The sequence below is a fragment of the Pseudomonas sp. rhizo66 genome, from assembly GCF_031931925.1.
Classification (GTDB): domain Bacteria; phylum Pseudomonadota; class Gammaproteobacteria; order Pseudomonadales; family Pseudomonadaceae; genus Aquipseudomonas.
The window spans coordinates 185,240-201,473 of the sequence record NZ_JAUJWZ010000002.1 but is presented as its reverse complement, the minus strand read 5'-3'; the positions used below and the strand labels follow the sequence as shown (position 1 = coordinate 201,473).

The 16,234-nt window shown below is 59.5% G+C and carries 14 protein-coding genes; 7 read left to right on the top strand and 7 right to left on the bottom strand.

Annotation, left to right across the window (positions count from 1 at the left end):
• Positions 1-45 precede the first annotated feature (45 nt).
• Positions 46-2,916, bottom strand: a complete 2,871-nt coding sequence (locus QZR14_RS02940) for a putative bifunctional diguanylate cyclase/phosphodiesterase (protein ID WP_311995859.1) — start codon at positions 2,914-2,916, stop codon at positions 46-48.
• 257 nt (positions 2,917-3,173) lie between these two features.
• Here QZR14_RS02940 and uvrD point away from each other — a divergent pair, with 257 nt between their 5' ends.
• The 3 genes from uvrD (at position 3,174) to QZR14_RS02925 (ending at position 7,079) form a co-directional block, all read left to right on the top strand.
• Positions 3,174-5,357, top strand: coding sequence for a DNA helicase II (gene uvrD / locus QZR14_RS02935; protein WP_250605613.1), 2,184 nt, complete (start codon positions 3,174-3,176; stop codon positions 5,355-5,357).
• Positions 5,358-5,657: 300 nt separating this feature from the next.
• Entirely contained in the window at positions 5,658-6,533 is an 876-nt protein-coding gene (locus QZR14_RS02930) for a Tim44 domain-containing protein (RefSeq protein WP_095049619.1), read from the top strand.
• Positions 6,534-6,671: 138 nt separating this feature from the next.
• Complete coding sequence (locus tag QZR14_RS02925) at positions 6,672-7,079, top strand: SMI1/KNR4 family protein (RefSeq protein WP_038359443.1); 408 nt, start codon at positions 6,672-6,674, stop codon at positions 7,077-7,079.
• A gap of 21 nt (positions 7,080-7,100) precedes the next feature.
• On the opposite strand, the gene QZR14_RS02920 is transcribed toward QZR14_RS02925, so the two are convergent.
• The gene (locus QZR14_RS02920; RefSeq protein ID WP_250605612.1) at positions 7,101-8,864 is read right to left on the bottom strand and encodes a cation:proton antiporter; all 1,764 of its coding nucleotides are present in this window, start codon (positions 8,862-8,864) and stop codon (positions 7,101-7,103) included.
• Positions 8,865-9,143: 279 nt separating this feature from the next.
• Here QZR14_RS02920 and QZR14_RS02915 point away from each other — a divergent pair, with 279 nt between their 5' ends.
• Complete coding sequence (locus QZR14_RS02915) at positions 9,144-9,626, top strand: acyl-CoA thioesterase (RefSeq protein ID WP_003229693.1); 483 nt, start codon at positions 9,144-9,146, stop codon at positions 9,624-9,626.
• 101 nt (positions 9,627-9,727) lie between these two features.
• Here the strand turns inward: QZR14_RS02915 and pdxY are convergent, their stop codons facing one another.
• Positions 9,728-10,600 (bottom strand): pyridoxal kinase PdxY, encoded by an 873-nt coding sequence (gene pdxY, locus QZR14_RS02910; RefSeq protein WP_311995858.1) that lies wholly within the window; start codon positions 10,598-10,600, stop codon positions 9,728-9,730.
• Between the two features lie 117 nt (positions 10,601-10,717).
• On the opposite strand from pdxY, the gene QZR14_RS02905 reads away from it, so the two are divergent.
• The gene (locus tag QZR14_RS02905; protein ID WP_026000521.1) at positions 10,718-11,131 is read left to right on the top strand and encodes a DUF3301 domain-containing protein; all 414 of its coding nucleotides are present in this window, start codon (positions 10,718-10,720) and stop codon (positions 11,129-11,131) included.
• Positions 11,132-11,152: 21 nt separating this feature from the next.
• On the opposite strand, the gene QZR14_RS02900 is transcribed toward QZR14_RS02905, so the two are convergent.
• Entirely contained in the window at positions 11,153-12,127 is a 975-nt protein-coding gene (locus QZR14_RS02900) for a CobW family GTP-binding protein (RefSeq protein WP_311995857.1), read from the bottom strand.
• A gap of 29 nt (positions 12,128-12,156) precedes the next feature.
• Between QZR14_RS02900 and QZR14_RS02895 the strand changes: the two genes are divergently transcribed.
• The gene (locus QZR14_RS02895; RefSeq protein ID WP_250605609.1) at positions 12,157-12,513 is read left to right on the top strand and encodes an NADH:ubiquinone oxidoreductase; all 357 of its coding nucleotides are present in this window, start codon (positions 12,157-12,159) and stop codon (positions 12,511-12,513) included.
• 4 nt (positions 12,514-12,517) lie between these two features.
• Here QZR14_RS02895 and QZR14_RS02890 read toward each other — a convergent pair whose 3' ends face one another.
• Both QZR14_RS02890 and zigA read right to left on the bottom strand, forming a co-directional pair.
• On the bottom strand, positions 12,518-13,162 hold the full coding sequence (locus QZR14_RS02890; protein ID WP_311995856.1) for a DUF1826 domain-containing protein: 645 nt from the start codon (positions 13,160-13,162) through the stop codon (positions 12,518-12,520).
• On the bottom strand, positions 13,162-14,367 hold the full coding sequence (gene zigA, locus QZR14_RS02885; RefSeq protein WP_311995855.1) for a zinc metallochaperone GTPase ZigA: 1,206 nt from the start codon (positions 14,365-14,367) through the stop codon (positions 13,162-13,164). Before zigA ends, QZR14_RS02890 begins: the two co-directional genes overlap by 1 nt.
• A gap of 222 nt (positions 14,368-14,589) precedes the next feature.
• Here zigA and QZR14_RS02880 point away from each other — a divergent pair, with 222 nt between their 5' ends.
• Complete coding sequence (locus tag QZR14_RS02880) at positions 14,590-14,967, top strand: glutamine synthetase (protein WP_311995854.1); 378 nt, start codon at positions 14,590-14,592, stop codon at positions 14,965-14,967.
• Here the strand turns inward: QZR14_RS02880 and QZR14_RS02875 are convergent.
• Complete coding sequence (locus QZR14_RS02875; protein WP_311995853.1) at positions 14,964-16,166, bottom strand: N-acetylmuramoyl-L-alanine amidase; 1,203 nt, start codon at positions 16,164-16,166, stop codon at positions 14,964-14,966. The two genes, QZR14_RS02880 and QZR14_RS02875, sit on opposite strands and share 4 nt — an antisense overlap.
• Positions 16,167-16,234: the final 68 nt, after the last annotated feature.

Sequence of the window (16,234 nt, the reverse complement as noted above, 5' to 3'; positions counted from 1 at the left end):
TAACTCCATGTCCCCGTATCAGGCGCGATGGACCGCATGTAGCCCTTAAAGCGGTTTGTCCTGTTCGCGCAAAAGCCCAGCCAGAGCAGCGGCTTCGACCGGGCGACTGATCAGATAACCCTGCACTTCATCGCAACGCTCGGCGCGTAAAAAATCCAGCTGCTCCTGGCGCTCGACACCTTCGGCGACCACTTTCAGCGACAAGCCATGGGCCATGGCAATGATCGCGCGAGTGATCGCCGCATCTTCACTGCCCTCCCCCAAACCGCGTATGAACGCCTGATCGATCTTCACGTAATCCACCGGAATACGCTTGAGGTAACTCAGCGAGGAGTATCCGGTGCCGAAATCATCGATGGCCAGTTTCACCCCCAGATCACGCAGTTGCTGGAACGTTGCGATGATGTGCTCGACGCTGTCGAGCAATTGGCTTTCGGTCAATTCCAGCTCGAGAAAATGCGCCGCCAGACCGGTCTCCTCCAACACCTGCCGCACCAGACTGACCAGTTTGCCCTGACGCAGTTGATGCACCGACAGGTTCACCGAAACACGGATCGGTTCCAGCCCCTGCCGCTGCCATTCGCAGGCCTGCCAGCACGCCTGGCGCAAGACGAACTCGCCGATCGGCCCGATCAGACCGGTTTCCTCCGCCAATCCGATGAACTCCCCCGGCGGCACCCGGCCCATGGTTGGATGATCCCAGCGCACCAGCGCTTCCGCCGCATTCAGCCGTCCGGTTTGCAGGCACAGCTTCGGTTGATAGAACACGTTCAACTGTTTTTCCTCGATGGCTTTGCGCAACTGGTTTTCCAGTTGCAAGCGCTCAAGGGTGCTGGCCTGCAGGCTGTCGGTGTAGAACTGGAAGTTGTTCCCGCCCAGGTGCTTGGCATGTTGCATGGCCATGTTCGACTGGCTGACCAGTGCGGAGATTTCCCGGGCGTTGTCCGGCAGCATGCTGATGCCCATAGAGGCGCTGACCACCAGCTCATGCCCTTCGACTGTCAGTGGCAGGCGTAATTTGCTCGACAGGCGCGTGGCGACCCGGGCCAGACTCGACAGATTGCCGTAGGCATCGAACAGCACGGCGAATTCGTCGCCGGACAAACGGGCGATTGTGTCCGCTTCCGGCAAGGCGTTGACCAGGCGGCGCGCCATTTTTTGCAGCAACTGGTCGGCAATCTCATGGCCGAGGCTGTCGTTGAGCAATTTGAAACGATCGAGATTGATGTGCAGCAACGCCAGACTGCGCCGGCCCTGACGCGAGCGCTGATGCGCTTCATGCAAACGCTCGCGGAACAGTGAGCGGTTGGCCAACCCGGTGAGCTCGTCGTAGTGGGTCAAGTAACGCATGCGCTCTTCAGATTCGCGGCGCGCCGACAGATCGGCGAAGAAGCCCACAATATGGCTGACATTTCCCCGACTATCGCGCACCGCATTCAGCTGTAGCCACTGCGGATACAGCTCGCCGTTCTTGCGCGTCTCCACCAGTTCGCCCTGCCAACTGCCGTGCTGCTCAAGCGCATGACGGATCGCCAGGTAATGGCGGCGAGCATCGCGGCTGCACGGCAATTCGACGACATTGCGCCCGAGCATGTCTTCAATGTCGTAGCCGGTGACGCGGCTGAACGCCTGATTGATCGCGATCAGCGCATAGTTCGGGTCGAGAATCACGATACCTTCACTGGCCGCTTCGAATACGGTTGCCGCCAGGCGCTGCTGCTCTTCGAGGCTTTTGCTGGCGCTGATGTCGCGGCGGGTGCCGACCATGCGGATCACGCGGCCACTGTCGCTGCGCTCAACGGCGCGGCCACGGTCTTCGATCCAGACCCAATGGCCATCGCCGTGACGTACGCGGTATTCGATCTGATAGTCCTCGGTGCGTCCCTTCAAGTGCTCGATCAACGCGTATTTCAGCGTCGGCACATCGTCCGGATGCAGACGTGGCTTGAGGTCGCGCAAAAGCGCCGTGACGTATTCCGGAGCGAGGCCGAACAGCTCCTGAATCTGCGTGTGGTGGACTTCGTCGGTTTGCAGGTTCCAGTCCCACAGCCCCAGCTCACTGGCCTTCAACGCCAGCGCCAGCCGCGCTTCGCTTTTGCTCAGGGCCTGATTGGCCGCGTCCAGTTCAAGGCTGCGCTGGGCCACGCGGTCTTCAAGTTCAACCTGCGCTTCACGCAATTTGCCCTCGGCGCAGCGGCGCTGGTCGATTTCTTTGGCCAGTTCCTGATTGAGCAGTTCGCTGCGCGACTGCGTCTGTTGCAGGTGTTCGATCAAGTGCTGATTCTGGAAGCGCCGCAGCAAGCCGCGATCGATCAGCCGATTGACCTGCCACGCGACCACGCTCAGCGAGCCGAGCAGGATCAGACCGAGCCAGCCCCAACCGCGCGCCTGCTCGTCACCGCCCCAGAACAGATAACCGATCGCCGGCAACAGGCAGGGCAAGGTAAACGACAGAAACGCCGGCAGGCTCACCGCGTAGGCGACGCTGGCCGAGAGGGTCGCGGCGCCGATCAGGCCGAACACCCAGGCCTGCTGAATGAAGTTGTCGGCGGGTACCAGAGCGATGCCGGCACCGGCCAGGGTCAGACCGGTCATGGTCGAGCCGAGCAGAAACATCCGCCGCCAGATCGGTTGCGCCTGACGATCAGGGATCGCCGAATCGAACGCCGCCACCTGAATCACCCGCAATGCCACCAGCGACAGCAACCACACCAGCCAGACGCTGACCACGAAGTAGCGCTGCGGGCTCCAGAGCAAAGCGGCGCAGACCAGACCATTGATCAACATGAACAGCGTGGGCAACAACGAGCCCTGATACAGCAGACGCGTGCGCTCGACCGCCATCTCGACAGCATAGTGCTTGCGGATAACCCGGGGTTCCACGGAGGGGCCCGACAGTTCGGAGCTGAGGGTCATGGGCAACGTTCTTGTTCTTATAAGGAGGGCGTGCGCCCGAAACGTGGACGGAGCATACACAAGCCGATCCCGTTGCCAAACTGCTCCACATCATAATTTCCGCGAAACTTTTCCGTCCTTTGCCACTGGCCAAACCCTTGGAGCGCGGCGGGCCGATGCCTGTAGCCAGTGACCGACCGGTCGTCATCGACGGGAGTTTCATCGGCTAATGCAAAGCTCGGTTTGCCCGGGCCTGCGGCGCACCCTAGAATGCCCCGATGCGCGATGATCTCTCCCTTCTGCTGAACTCCCTCAACGATGCCCAACGTCAGGCCGTAGCAGCCCCCGTTGGCCGTCAGTTGGTCCTGGCCGGCGCCGGTTCCGGTAAAACCCGAGTGCTGGTGCACCGTATCGCCTGGTTGATCCAGGTCGAAAACGCCTCGCCCCACTCCATCCTGTCGGTGACCTTCACCAACAAGGCCGCTGCCGAGATGCGTCACCGCATCGAGCAATTGCTGGGGATCAACCCGGCCGGCATGTGGGTCGGCACCTTCCACGGCCTGGCGCACCGCTTGCTGCGGGCGCACTGGCAGGAAGCGGGCCTGAGCCAGACTTTCCAGATTCTCGACAGCGACGATCAGCAACGGCTGGTCAAGCGGGTGATCCGCGAGCTGGGCCTCGACGAGCAACGCTGGCCGGCGCGTCAGGCGCAGTGGTTCATCAATGGCCAGAAAGACGAAGGTCTGCGTCCGCAACATATCCAGGCCAGCGGCGATTTGTATCTGGCGACCATGCGCGGCATCTACGAAGCCTACGAGGCGGCGTGCCAGCGTGCCGGCGTCATCGATTTCTCCGAATTGCTCCTGCGTGCCCTCGACCTGTGGCGCGATCACCCGGGCCTACTGGCGCATTATCAAAAGCGCTTCCGGCATATTCTGGTGGACGAGTTCCAGGACACCAACGCCGTGCAATACGCCTGGTTGCGTCTGCTCGGCAAGGGTGGCGACAGCCTGATGGTGGTGGGCGACGACGACCAGTCGATTTACGGCTGGCGTGGCGCGAAGATCGAGAACATTCATCAGTACTCCTCCGACTTTCCGGATTCGGTGACCATTCGTCTGGAGCAGAACTACCGCTCCACCGCCGGCATCCTCAAGGCCGCCAACGCACTGATCGCCAACAACACCGGGCGTCTGGGCAAAGAGCTGTGGACCGACGGTGGTGATGGCGAAGCAATCAATCTGTACGCCGCGTTCAACGAACACGACGAAGCACGCTACGTTGTCGAAACCATCGAAAGCGCGCTGAAAACCGGCCTCGCTCGCAGCGATATCGCGATTCTGTACCGCTCCAACGCCCAATCGCGCGTTCTCGAAGAAGCCTTGCTGCGTGAGCGCATTCCGTACCGCATCTATGGCGGTCAGCGCTTCTTCGAACGTGCCGAAATCAAGAACGCCATGGCCTACCTGCGTTTGCTTGAAGGTCGTGGCAACGATGCGGCGCTTGAGCGGGTGATCAACGTACCGGCTCGTGGCATCGGCGAAAAAACCGTCGAAGCCATTCGCGAGCACGCCCGGCACAGCGATGTTTCGATGTGGGAAGCCATGCGCCAACTGGTCGCCAACAAAGGCCTGACCGGTCGAGCAGCCGGTGCGCTGGGTGCGTTTATCGAGTTGATCGAAAACCTCGCTGCCAAGTGCACCGAGATGCCGCTGCACCTGATGACGCAAACCGTCATCGAGCAGTCCGGCCTGATCGCTTATCACGAAGCGGAAAAAGGCGAGAAAGGCCAGGCCCGGGTAGAAAACCTTGAGGAACTGGTCAGCGCCGCGCGCAACTTCGAGAACACCGAAGAGGACGAAGAACTGACGCCACTGGCGGCGTTCCTCGGCCATGCTTCGCTGGAGGCTGGCGATACTCAGGCCGACGAGCACGAAGACAGCATTCAGCTGATGACCCTGCACAGCGCCAAAGGCCTGGAATTCCCTTACGTGTTCCTCGTGGGCATGGAAGAAGGCCTGTTCCCGCACAAGATGAGCCTGGAAGAACCGGGGCGTCTCGAAGAAGAGCGGCGTCTGGCTTACGTGGGCATTACCCGGGCGATGCAGAATCTGGTGATGACCTATGCTGAAACCCGACGCCTTTACGGCAGCGAGACTTACAACAAGGTTTCGCGTTTCGTACGCGAAGTACCGAAAGGACTGATTCAGGAAGTGCGCTTGTCGAACAGCGTCAGCCGACCGTTCGGCGGCAACCAGTCGATGAGCGGCAGCAACCTGTTCAGTGGCAGCGAAATCCCGGAAACAGGTTTCAGCCTCGGTCAGGCGGTACGCCATTCGATCTTCGGTGACGGCGTGATTCTCAACTTTGAAGGTGCCGGCGCCCAGGCACGGGTACAGGTGAACTTCAGCGAAGGCAGCAAGTGGCTGATGCTCGGTTACGCCAAGCTGGAAGCAATCTGACGACCTGCACTGAACAAATGTGGGAGCGAGCCTGCTCGCGAAAGCGGTGTGTCATTCAGCACTCATATGTCTGACACGGCGCTTTCGCGAGCAGGCTCGCTCCCACAGGTAATACGGCGCACAGTGCATCAATCCCGCTGAACCTATCTCCTTTTCCTACAGACAAAAGTACATAGGCTGATTGCCTCGCGAAGCTGAACGCGACCTGTCAGGCAAAAGCCCGAAACACTCTCTCGCTAGCCAGTAACACTTCAGCTGTGCAACATGGCGCGCGTGTCTCCACAAACGGGAATACCCTTTATGAAACGTTTTCTTAGCATCGCCATGGCGTTGTGCATCGGCCTGACGATGAGCCTCGACGCCAACGCCAAGCGCTTTGGTGGTGGCAAAAGCGCCGGCGCTGCGCCGACGCACCAGACCAGCCAGATGGCTCCTTCTTCTCCAGGTGTCGGCGGCGCAGCAGCGACCGCTGGTGCTGCCGGTGCCGCTGGCGCTGCCGCCAAGGCCGGTGGTGCTTCGAAATGGCTCGGCCCTCTGGCCGGTATCGCCGCCGGTGGCTTGCTCGCTTCCATGTTCATGGGCGGTGGCTTCCAGGGCATGCAGATCTTCGACATCCTGATCATGGCCGTGATCGCGTTCGTGATCTTCCGCTTCATCGCCGCGCGTCGCCGCAAGCAGCAAGAGCAATTCGCTCCGGCCGGTGCGCCGATGCAGCGTGAAGTGTTCGAGCAGAAACCTGCTGCCATGGGTTCGATCTTCGGTGGTTCGGCTGCGCCTGCTGCCGCCCGTCCGGTAATCAACGCGCCGGCCTGGTTCAACGAGCAGAACTTCCTTGAAGCTGCACGCAGCCACTTCCAGTCGCTGCAGCAGCACTGGGATGCCAACGAAATGGACAAGATCGCCGAGTTCGTGACCCCGCAAATGCTTGAGTTCCTCAAGCGTGAGCGTGCAGATCTGGGTGACGCTTTCCAGTCGACCTACATCGACAACCTCCAGGTGCAACTGGACGGCGTTGATGATCGTGCCGACAAAACCATCGCCACCCTGACCTTCAGCGGTGTGTCGAAAACCTCGCGCTTCGACCAGGGCGAAGTGTTCAGCGAAAGCTGGAACATGGAACGTCCGCAGGGCGACAACCAGCCTTGGCTGGTGGCCGGTATCCGCCAGAACGGCTGATCCCTGTTCACGCTTCACTTGCGGTAATAAAAACCCCAGCCTCGGCTGGGGTTTTCTATTTCGCGGTTGCATCTATAGCGAGCTACTGTATAAACCGGCCCATATAAACCGCGCCATTCAAGCAAGAGGATCCCGGACGTGGAAGAAATCATCGAACAACTGCGTGAAGCCAACGAACCCGTGCCGGTTCCTTTGGAGTTGCCTGACGAAGATCTGCTGGTTGAAATCGAAGAACAACTGTTCATCGACATTCCGTTTGTCTTCAAAGAGTTTCTGCTGACCGTCAGCGATGTGGTTTACGGCAGCCTCGAGCCGGTGACCGTCACCGACCCGCAATCCCACACCTATTTGCCGGATGTTGCCGCCAACGCTTGGGATGTCGGTGTTGATCGCAGCCTGATCCCGATCTGTCAGGACGGTGATGACTACTACTGCGTCGAAGAAGATGGCACGGTAGTGCTGTGGCAGGCAGAAGAAGAGCTGATTGCCGAAGAAACCTGGGAGTCGGTGTGGCACTGGGCGCGGGACGTCTGGCTGGAAAGCTGATCGGCCAGCCGCCCCGGCAGGTCAATGTCCCGACGACTCCTTGTGGTTGTCGAGGGTTTCCAGCAGCGCCACCTGCATCCGCGTGTGCACGCGGATGAACCAGCGCCAAAGCAGCGCCGCCACGGCGGCCGCGACCACGGCGATCAGCACCAGCAACTTGTTGGTCGGCAGGATACTGGCCGACAAGGCTGCCAACAGCAGGAAAATCACCAGCAGCGAGAGGATCGGGATCACTTCGGAGATCACCCGACGCACTCGCTGCGTGTGACGCCCCGCCATCTCCGGCTTCACGCCCATCTCTGCCAGCAGCATCGACAGCGCCTTGAGCTTGCGATACGCTGCGATCAGGAACGGCAACGACACCAGCAGCGCCCCGCCCCAGATCAATGCCTTCTGCCAGCTCGGATCACTGATCCAGTCTTGCAGCGACAGCGAGATGCGCTCGGCGAAATACGCGCCGGCGAAGAAGATCGCAATCACCAGCGCCAGATTGACCCCGACTTGCAGCAGGATTTTGCGGATAATCGACGCCAGCATCGCGCCCTCGCCTTGCGGCTGGATGCTGCGCAGCCACTCACCGTACATGCCCAACACACGCCCCAAACGTTTGGGTACGGCACCGGACAGCTTGATCGACAGCGGATCCGCCGCGCGAATCAGATACGGCGTCAGCAGCGTGGTGATCACCGACACCGCCACGGCGACCGGGTAGAGGAAGTTACTGGTCACCTGCAAGGTCATCCCGAGCGCGGCGATGATGAAGGAAAATTCGCCAATCTGTGACAGGCCCATCCCCACGCGCAGTGAGGTGCGTCCGTCATTGCCGGCGATAAACGCTCCGAGACCGCAGGACAACATCTTGCCGAGTACGACGGCTACGGTAATTACCGCAATCGGCCACGCGTATTCGAGCAGAATCAGCGGATCGAGCATCAAGCCGATGGCGACAAAGAAGATCGCACTGAACAGGTCGCGGACCGGCTCGATCAGGCGCTCGATCTTCAGCAATTGTCGCGACTCGGCCATGATCGCGCCGATCAGAAAGGCGCCAAGCACCATGCTGTATTCAAGCTTGACCACCAGCAGGCAGAAGCCGAAACACAGGCCGAGCACAGTGATCAGCAGCATCTCGTTGCTTTCGAATTTGGCCACGTAGGCCAGCAAACGCGGCACCAACAGGATGCCGATAACCAGCGCGACGATCATGAACAGCGACAGTTTGCCGACCGTGGAAAACACTTCGCCGGAGCTGACCGTGCCGCTGACGGCGATGCTCGACAGCAGCGCGATGATGCCGATGCCGAGGATGTCTTCGACAATCAGGACGCCGAAGATCAACTGCGCAAAGCGCTCGTTTTTCATCTTCAGGTCATTGAGGGCCTTGACGATGATGGTGGTCGAGGAGATCGCCAGAATCGCGCCGAGGAACAGCGAGTCCATGGTGTTCCAGTCGAACCAGCGGCCGATTTCGTAGCCGATCCAGATCATCAGGACGATCTCGAGGAACGCCGCAATAAACGCCGTGGCGCCGACCTTGAACAGCTTGCGCAGGCTGAACTCCAGGCCGAGGCAGAACATCAGGAAAATCACCCCGAGTTCGGCGAGGGTCTTGATCGTTTCTTCGTCGTGGATCAGGCCGAACGGCGGGGTGTGCGGGCCGATGATGAAGCCGGCGACGATGTAGCCGAGTACCACCGGCTGTTTGAAGCGATGAAACAACACAGTCACCACACCTGCGACCAACATGATCACTGCCAGATCCTGAATAAAGCTGATGGCATGCATGGCGTGGGCTCCTTGAATGACGAGGCTCGCCAGCAGACGTCAGAAAGGTCTGGGCGAGCGAAGTAAAAATCCGCTTTTCGTGTGGGAATTGCCTTTGTAAGGGGCTTTTGCAGGTTAACACCGCGACTTGCGGCTGGAAGGCGGTGCAATATATGGAAACAGATCGATTCCGGCGTGACGGCGGCCAGTCGCCCGGCGTCCCGATAACGGTGCTTTTGAAAAGCGACCAGGCACCCGCAGAGGTGCTTCCAGTAATCAGCCTTGATCCGTGAGAACGTTATGGAACCCGGAAACGCCCAGCTGTCGATGACGGTACTGATGACCCCCGACATGGCCAACTTCTCTGGCAATGTCCACGGCGGCACCCTGCTCAAATACCTCGACGAAGTGGCCTACGCCTGTGCGAGCCGTTATGCCGGCCGCTACGTGGTGACGCTGTCGGTGGATCAGGTGATTTTCCGCGAGCCGATCCATGTCGGCGAACTGGTGACCTTCCTCGCGTCGGTCAACTACACCGGCAACACCTCGATGGAAGTCGGCATCAAAGTGGTCACCGAAAACATCCGCGAGCGCTCGGTGCGCCACACCAACAGCTGCTTCTTCACCATGGTCGCGGTAGACGACCAGCGCAAGCCGGCCGCCGTGCCGCCGCTGCAACCGCAGAACAGTGAAGACAAGCGTCGCTATATGCAGGCGCAGCAACGTCGGCAGATTCGCCAGGAGCTGGAGAAGCGCTATCAGGAGATCAAGGGCGACGCCTGAGATCAAAAGCAAAAGATCGCAGCCTTCGGCAGCCCCTACAGGGTTTTGCATTCCCATGTAGGAGCTGCCGAAGGCTGCGATCTTTTTGAACGATTAGGCGATTACAGACTGATCGCCGTCGCCTCGAACTTCACCCGCGGATGCGCAATGCGATCCTGCGCCCGCACCAGTTGCAGCTCATAACTGGCGCAAGCTTGAGTCTCCAGCAACACCTCGTGCACCGCCGCCGCGGTGAATTCGAACGCCGCCAGCAGACTGTCACCCAACAACACCCGCGCCAGAAACAGCCCGGACGTCAGATCGCCCACGCCCACCGGCTGCCGCGGAAACGCCAGCAGCGGACGGCGCAGATGCCAGCTGCCGTCGGCAGTCACCAACAACATCTCGAAACCATCGGCCGGTTTGCCCGGATAATCCAGATGCTTGACCAGCACTGCTTTCGGCCCGCGCGCCAGCAACGCCCGCGCCATCGCCAGGCAATCGAACAGCGACTGCGGCTTGCGCCCGGAGAAGCTGTCCAGCTCCAACTGGTTCGGACACATGATGTCCGCCACGGCCGCCGCCTCTTCCAGCAGGAAATCGCTGACCTCGGTCGGCACGCTGCAACCCTTTTCCGGATGGCCCATCACCGGATCACACAGGTACAGCGCCTTCGGGTTGACCGATTTGATCCGCTCGACACCACTGAGAATCGCCCGGCCCTGCGCCGCGCTGCCGAGGTAACCGGACAGTACCGCATCGCAATTGCCCAGCTCGCCAATCGCGGCGATGCCTTCGACCAGCTCGGGAATCTGTTGCGGCGTCAGCACTTCGCCGGCCCATTGGCCGTACTGGGTGTGGTTGGAAAACTGCACGGTGTTGAGCGGCCAGACATTGACCCCGACCCGCTGCATCGGAAAAACCGCGGCGCTGTTGCCGGCGTGGCCGAACACCACGTGGGACTGAATGGCGAGCAGATGAGGCGTACGTTTCATTCGGGTCATTCCGTAAAACGATTGAAATTCAAGCCGCGCAGTATGCGACGAAACGCAGCCTGTACGACAGACCGGCGACGCAGTTAAGCTGACGCTATCTTTTGGAGTTCGATGTTGATGCTGACCTTGGAAAACATCTTCGTGCTGATACTGTTCGCCGCTGCCGGCGCCTGGCTGTGGCACAACCACGGCTTGCGCGAACGCGCGCTGGAGCGGGTCAAACAGCATTGCCTGAACGTGCGGGTCGAGTTGCTCGACGGCAACGTGGCCCTGAAGAAGATCGGTTTCATCAAGGACGCCAACGGTCGCCGACGACTGGCGCGGGTGTACAACTTCGAGTTCACCGTGACCGGCGAAACCCGGCATAACGGCACCATCACCCAGTTTGGCGCACACAGCGCGCAGATCGAACTGGCGCCCTACCCGGCGCCGTTCGACGACACGCCGCCGGTGGTGGAAGTGCACAAGCCGCGGGCTGAAGTGATCGAATTGAGCCAGTGGCGGCAAGAACACACCAAGTGGAAGCCGTAAAAGCCTGCCAATGGCTGTGATCTATTGATCTTGACCTTCCCGGCACGCTGACAGCGTTCTCTGCAGCACCTCAACATCCTGCACTTCACTGAAGATCAGCTCGATTCGCGAATCTTTTCGCCATTCACTGGCCTGCCAGCTCAACGCTGCATTCTCCAGCGCATTCGCCGACACCCAGCCATCCGCACTGTGGATAACCAGTTTCGCCCTGATCCAATCGAGATTCCCTAGGCAATCGGCAATGCGCCGCTTGTCGAACCTCTGCCCCGGATGCCAGCGCCAACCAATGCTCCAGCCGCCTTCCTGCGCCTGACTCAGGCAAATCGGCATCGTCGGGTCACTCCAGACGGCCGGCATCTGCGCCAATCCTTGGGGCACCACCAGATTATCCACACCGATAACCGCTCGCGCCGCCAGCCCCGGTAACTCGCTCAAGGCGAGTCGCGCCTGCTGCGTCCAGATCTGCCGGACCGGCGGGAGCTGACCGGCGATTTTCTGCCGCTCATTTTCATCAAGGTTTTCCGCCTTGTTCAACAGCAACAACCCGGCACTGGCTAACGCTTCCTGCTGCGCTGCCGGCAATGCTTTCCCCGCCCGGAGCGCCTGAGCATCCAGCACCAGCACACAAGGCTGCACCGTCAGCACACCCCGCCACGGCGCCTCGTTCAGCTGTTTGATCAACTGCGCCGGATGCCCCAGTCCGGACGGCTCGATGAAAAGTCGATCCGGTTTCGCCCTGCGCAGCAACCGCCCCAGGCCAATCTGAAACGGCGCGCCATTGACGCAACACAGGCAGCCGCCGGCTACTTCGCCCAGTGCGATACCATCGGCGTCGCTCGTCAACAGGGCGGCGTCGAGACCGATCTGGCCGAACTCGTTGATCAGCACCGCCCAACGCTCGCCTTCCGGGCGCTGGGCCATGAGTTGGCGAATCAGACTGGTCTTGCCGGCGCCCAAAGGGCCAGCAATGACATGGGTAGGAATGTTCTGCAACATGGCCGGAAGCTTTCTTGGGAGATTCGAAGATGCGTTGGAGGGGATGGTCGTTGCTGTTGGCGCTGCTGTCGAGTGAAGCATGGGCTCAGGCCTGCGTGGTGCACAGTCAGGGCGAGCGGCTCGACGTCAAGGTCTGTCAGCAGAACCGCAATATCCCGGAGAAACTGTTCAACGACGGTTTCTGTCAGCCGACGCTGGCCGGGCAGAAAGTCGAAGTGCAGTACGTCGACCAGTGCCCGAGCGGTGCATTTGGCGTATGCAGCAACGCACAAGTCGCCAATATGCCTTATCGCCAGGACATCCACTATTACGGTGTGGCCACGGATGCGGCGTACCTGAAGCCGTACTGCGAAGGCCAGAGCCAGGGTAAGTGGCTCAAGCCTTGAGTCGTTAGCCGAGCCAGTCGAGGGTCAGTATCAGACGGCGTTCGCCCACAGCCGGTTGCGGCGAGCGGTGGATCAGGCCGAAGCCTTCATTGCCGTGCCATTTCTCGCCTTTCAGCAACGCCACGTCGCCGCTGTTGAGTTGCTGTATTTGCACGTGTGGCTCGGCGTTGACCTGCCCCAACTGACTGCGATCCATCACACCCTCCTTGAGCCATTGGCTGCCGACACCCGCATAAGTCGTGATCAGGCGCACCGGCACGTGATCGACATGGAAGCGTGGACACATGGCTTTATCGAGCACCCGCAGACGCAGGCCTACACGCTTTGCCCCCAGTAAGCAGGCGAATGCGCTGACCAGCCATTTCAGGTCGGCGATAAAACCCTCGTAGCCTTCCAGATCACGGAAGCCTGATGCCAGGCCGGTGAGATCGGGTTCAGCGTCCTCATCCGGCAACTCAAGGCACAACGATTCCGCCAAGGGCTCATTGAGCGACAGCAGCAGGTGGGCGAATTCGCTGATGTGCAACGGCAGTTGGCGTTGCCAGACGGCGAGGTTGGTATCGTCCTCGAGAATTCGCGCCAGCGCTTTGGGTGTCGGGCCTTGATGCTGATGGCGGGTGCGGTTTTGCTGCAATTTGAGTGCAAGCATCAGGCAGCCTCTTCGTGCCAAGGGCCAAAGGGATCCGGTAGCGCACGCCAGCCTTCTACACCGAGTGCCATCTCCTCATCGGTGAGTAGGCACTCATCCAGTTCGACTGAGAGCTGCAGGAAATCGATGTTCTGACCGATGAACACCAGTTCCTGGCGGCAGTCTCCTACGCTCGGCGTCCAGTTTTCCATGATCGCGGCGGTGCTTTCCTGATCTTGTGGCCACTGCTCCTTTGGCACGAAACGCCACCAGCGCCCTGCAAAGCCGTGGCGCATCAAACCACCGGCCTGCGACCAGCTACCGGCGTCGGTGGGTTTGCTCGCCAGCCAAAAGAAGCCTTTGGAGCGCAGCAATTTACCGTTCAGCCAAGGACGGTCGATGAAGCTGAAAAAGCGTTGCGGGTGAAAGGGCCGGCGGGCGCGATAAGCTGTGGAGGCGATGCCGTACTCGTCGGTTTCCGGCACGTGCTCACCGCGTAACTCCTGCAGCCAACCCGGCGCCTGGGCGGCCTTTTCGAAGTCGAAACGTCCGGTATTGAGGATTTTTTCCAACGGCACCTCGCCCATTACCATCGGGATGATTTCCGCTTGGGCGTTGAGACGCTGGAGGATCGCGATCAACTCCTCACGCTCGCGCTGGCTGATCAAGTCGATCTTGCTGATCAACAGCACGTCGGCGAACTCGATCTGTTCGATCAACAGATCCGTGATGGAGCGCTCGTCTTCTTCGCCAAGGATCTCGCCACGGGAGGCGAGGCTTTCCGCTGCCTGGTAGTCCGGCAGGAAGTTCACACCGTCGACTACAGTGACCATGGTGTCCAGACGCGCGATGTCGGAGAGACTCTGACCGTGCTCATCGCGGAAGGTAAACGTCTCTGCCACGGGCAGTGGCTCGGAAATCCCGGTGGATTCAATCAGCAGGTAATCGAAGCGAGATTCACGAGCGAGCTTGCTGACCTCCTCCAACAGGTCCTCGCGTAACGTACAGCAGATACAGCCGTTACTCATTTCGACTATTTTTTCTTCTGAACGATTCAGGCTGACATCACGCTGGACTTCGCTGCCATCAATATTGATCTCGCTCATATCATTGACGATAACAGCGACGCGCAAACCCTCCCGATTACGTAGTACGTAATTCAAAAGTGTACTTTTTCCGGCGCCGAGAAATCCTGAAAGTACGGTGACGGGCAACTCTGCTGACATTGGATAATCCTCTTTAGAAAGCAGCCAATCAGCGCTTTTGCTGCGCGTGGCGTTTTCGCGCTTCCCACGGTGGATCACGTAGAAAACCAACGCTTTGAAATCGGCCTGCCCAGGCTTAATGTGGATTTATGTTATAGTATAACAACAGTAAGAAACCAGCCTTCTCTTGTCTTGATCGACAAAGAGCCGGAAGCTCTGCCAATACCGAGTCCGGAAATCACCATGAAAAATGCGCTGAAATGCTCAATGTTGAGCCTTGGGTTATTACTGACCGGCAACGCCTGCGCTCAATTTCCCGCTCTCGCCAGCTGCACGCGCAGCGCTAATCTGCTGGCGTGCGTGGACGCCGACGGCAACGCTTATAGCGTCACCACAGCCGGCAACACGCTGTATCTGCGCGGTTTTGAGAAGAATGGCCAACGTTATTGGGCGCAGACCAACAGCCGTTTCGGCCAATTGACCTTCTTTACCGGGATCGCCTCTGATGGCGAAGCCTGGGTTGGCTACACCCGACGTGTCGGCTGGACGACCATCAATCGCTTCTCCAGCTCGGGCGGCAGCAGTGCGAAATTCACCTGCAGCCGTATTACCGGCTGTTAAACCGGCGTGCTTTGCTGCGCTTGCTGCCAGGCAAGGTAGCTGTCGATGGGCGGGTTCTTTGCAAAGTAACGCTGCAGCCCTTCAAACAATCCGTTGGCCACGGCCTGCTGATGTCGCGCCGTGACCAGCCGTTGACTGTCGCGCGCGTTGGAAATGAAGCCGGTCTCCACCAGAATCGAAGGTACATCTGGCGATTTCAGAACCGCGAATCCTGCCTGCTCCACACGTTTCTGATGCAGTGTGGTGATGCCAGCCAAACTACCAAGTACCGTGCTGCCCAATTGCAGACTGGCGGCGATCGTAGCGTTCATCGACATGTCGAGAATCACTCCCGCCAGCATCGGATCCTTATCTTTCAGATTGAGCAGACTGGTAGCGCCGAGCAGATCCGCACCGTTCTCCCGCTGCGCCATGAAACGCGCCGTCGCCGATGTCGCACCGCCCTCAGACAAGCAATACACCGACGCGCCGGAAGCGGTCAGACGCGGCGCTGCATCGGCATGCACTGAAATAAACATGTCAGCCTTGTGCTGACGGGCTATCTCCACACGTTTGCGCAACGGCACGAAAAAGTCGTCGTTGCGCACCAGTTTCACATCGAAGCCTTTCTCTTTTTTCAGGCGTTTGGCAAGCAGTTGCGCGATGGAAAGCACCACATCCTTTTCCCTTTCGCCCTTGGCGCCAACTGCGCCCGGATCCTTTCCACCATGCCCTGGATCGACGACAACCATGATGTCTCGCCGGGGATGTGCCTTCATTGGAGGTGTTTCACGTGGAACCATTGGGACATTGAGCTCGGATTTTGCGCTGACCAAATCCAAAACCAGTCGATGCCCTTGGCCATCCTGTGGCGCCAAAAGAAAGCTGTTCAGCAGAACCGGACTGCTTAAATCCAGAACAATCCGCGTATCACCGTAGCCAAAAATCCCGGAGCGAATCGAACGAATGACCGTGCCGTTCAGCGCTAGCTGGCTGAAATCTGTGCCAACGCTCGCACCGGACACATCAATAATCAGCCGCTCCGGGGCCGTAAGGGTGAAGGTTTTGTAGCGTACCGAGCCGCTTAGATCGAACACCAATCGCAGCTTTTCATCCGACCGCCACAGCCGGGCATTGCGAATCTGCGCGGCAGAAGCACTGAAAGGGAGGGCGAAGGCCGCGCTGGCCAGGATCAGATTAAGCAGATGGCGTCTGTGCATATGAAAACCTGTTCATGAAAAAGGCATCGTGATTTGAATTGTTATAATGTAACATTCAATTCAATCAA